This window comes from Vibrio sp. 1402, assembly GCF_033340275.1.
In genome coordinates this window covers 1-1,531 of record NZ_JAWOWE010000051.1, presented here as the reverse complement: position 1 = coordinate 1,531, position 1,531 = coordinate 1, and the positions used below count along the sequence as shown (strand labels likewise).

Here is a 1,531-nt window from a genome sequence, read left to right as displayed (position 1 = left end):
TCTCGAAGCACACAATTCGATCCTGAGTTACTCGACTTAATTCAATGCATTTACTTGCCACCATTGAGAGATGCTGAATCTAAACTCACCAATGGTAGGCAATCACGCTTATCTAAATTACTCAAGGCAATTAACTGCGTATTTCGGTGATTGCGATCGCTCGTTTCGGTTTATTCCGATCACCTGATCCTGCCGTTTTTCTCTCTTCCTATTTTTACTCTAAGTGATCGGATTGCGCCAGTTTTCTCATTGACTCACCGCCCAGTTCTATTCGATGACTATTGTGTACCAGCCGATCCATTAGAGCGTCTGCGACAGTGGCGTTACCGATCATGTTGTACCACTCCTTTACAGGTAACTGACTGATGACGATCGTGCTGCTGTTTTGGTAACGATCTTCAAGCACTTCTAATAAGTGACCTGCATGCTCTTGGGTTAGCTTTTCCATCCCCCAGTCGTCGAGGATTAGTAGAGCTTTCTTAGCCAACGATTGGAGTTGCTTTTGATAGCTACCATCCAGACGACCTGCGGTCAGGTCATCGAGCAAGCGAGTTAATCGGTAGTATCTGACGGTTTGCTGTTGGTCGCAGGCGCTGGTTGCCAGAGCGCAGCCAAGATAGGTTTTGCCTGTACCTGTTGGGCCTGTGATCAAGATATTCTGGTGCTTATGTAGATAACTGCCCGTTAGAAGTTCGCTCATCTGTTTGCGATTGAGATTTCGTCCCTCCTTGTAGATGAGTTGGCTCGGCTGAGCATCCACTCTCAGCTTGGCTTGTCGTTTTAAGCGTTGGATTTTGGTCTGATTGCGATTCAAGATTTCACTTTCCAGAAGCAGGCTTAGCCTTTCCTCGAAGTCCAGCTCTGCGTAGGTGGTCAGTTGCTCTTGTTGCTGCTCTAACGCTTTCGCCGCATGACTTAAGCGCAGGGCTTTGAGTTGGTCATTGAGTGCGTTCATATCCTTTCTCCTAGTGATAACAGTTCGGGCCACGAACATTGCTGTGAACAAGGTTCGGTGTATTCGCTTTATCTTTACTCAGTTGCCCCTCGCGATTGTTTTTCAGCAGATTATTGATGAAGGTGTAGTTCGGTTTTGTCAGCATCAGCGCATCTTTACAGGCTTGCTCTAAGCGCGATTCGCCATGCGCTTTACTCAGATTGAGCAGCCCAAGGCAGGAGCGATACGACTGCTCTGGATGAGGCTTGGAGTTGAGCATCTTATTGACGACTTCTCGTGTGGCTGGGCCTATATTGGCTCCCCAGTTGAGCAAGCGTCCAGGCGACCACTTCTGATGTTGATGATTACTCGGCATGTGCTCTGGTTGGGTGCTGTTTCCGCGCTCTCTTTGGCTGAGTGGATGCTGGGCGACCAAGTTACCTTGATGGTAGATTTGCACCAGACGGTTGGAGGCTTCCAGTTCGACATGGTGACCTACAAGTTGATGTGGCACGAGTAGTGGTGGCGGCGATATTCGATGTGATAATCAGGCCCGACTTTGGCTCGTTTGGTTTAGGTATACAGGTAACGCTGTAT

Annotated in this window: 1 protein-coding gene and 1 pseudogene; both read right to left on the bottom strand. The window is 48.4% G+C overall.

Annotated features, from left to right (window positions below):
- Positions 1-214 precede the first annotated feature (214 nt).
- Complete coding sequence (gene istB, locus R7044_RS24030; RefSeq protein ID WP_225455849.1) at positions 215-955, bottom strand: IS21-like element ISVch3 family helper ATPase IstB; 741 nt, start codon at positions 953-955, stop codon at positions 215-217.
- Positions 956-965: 10 nt separating this feature from the next.
- Positions 966-1,531 (bottom strand): annotated as a pseudogene (locus R7044_RS24025) (Mu transposase domain-containing protein); the annotation flags it as partial.

Excerpts from the sequence above, each read along its gene's own strand:
- istB (WP_225455849.1), bottom strand. The coding sequence starts at position 955 with ATGAACGCACTCAATGACCAACTCAAAGCCCTGCGCTTAAGTCATGCG.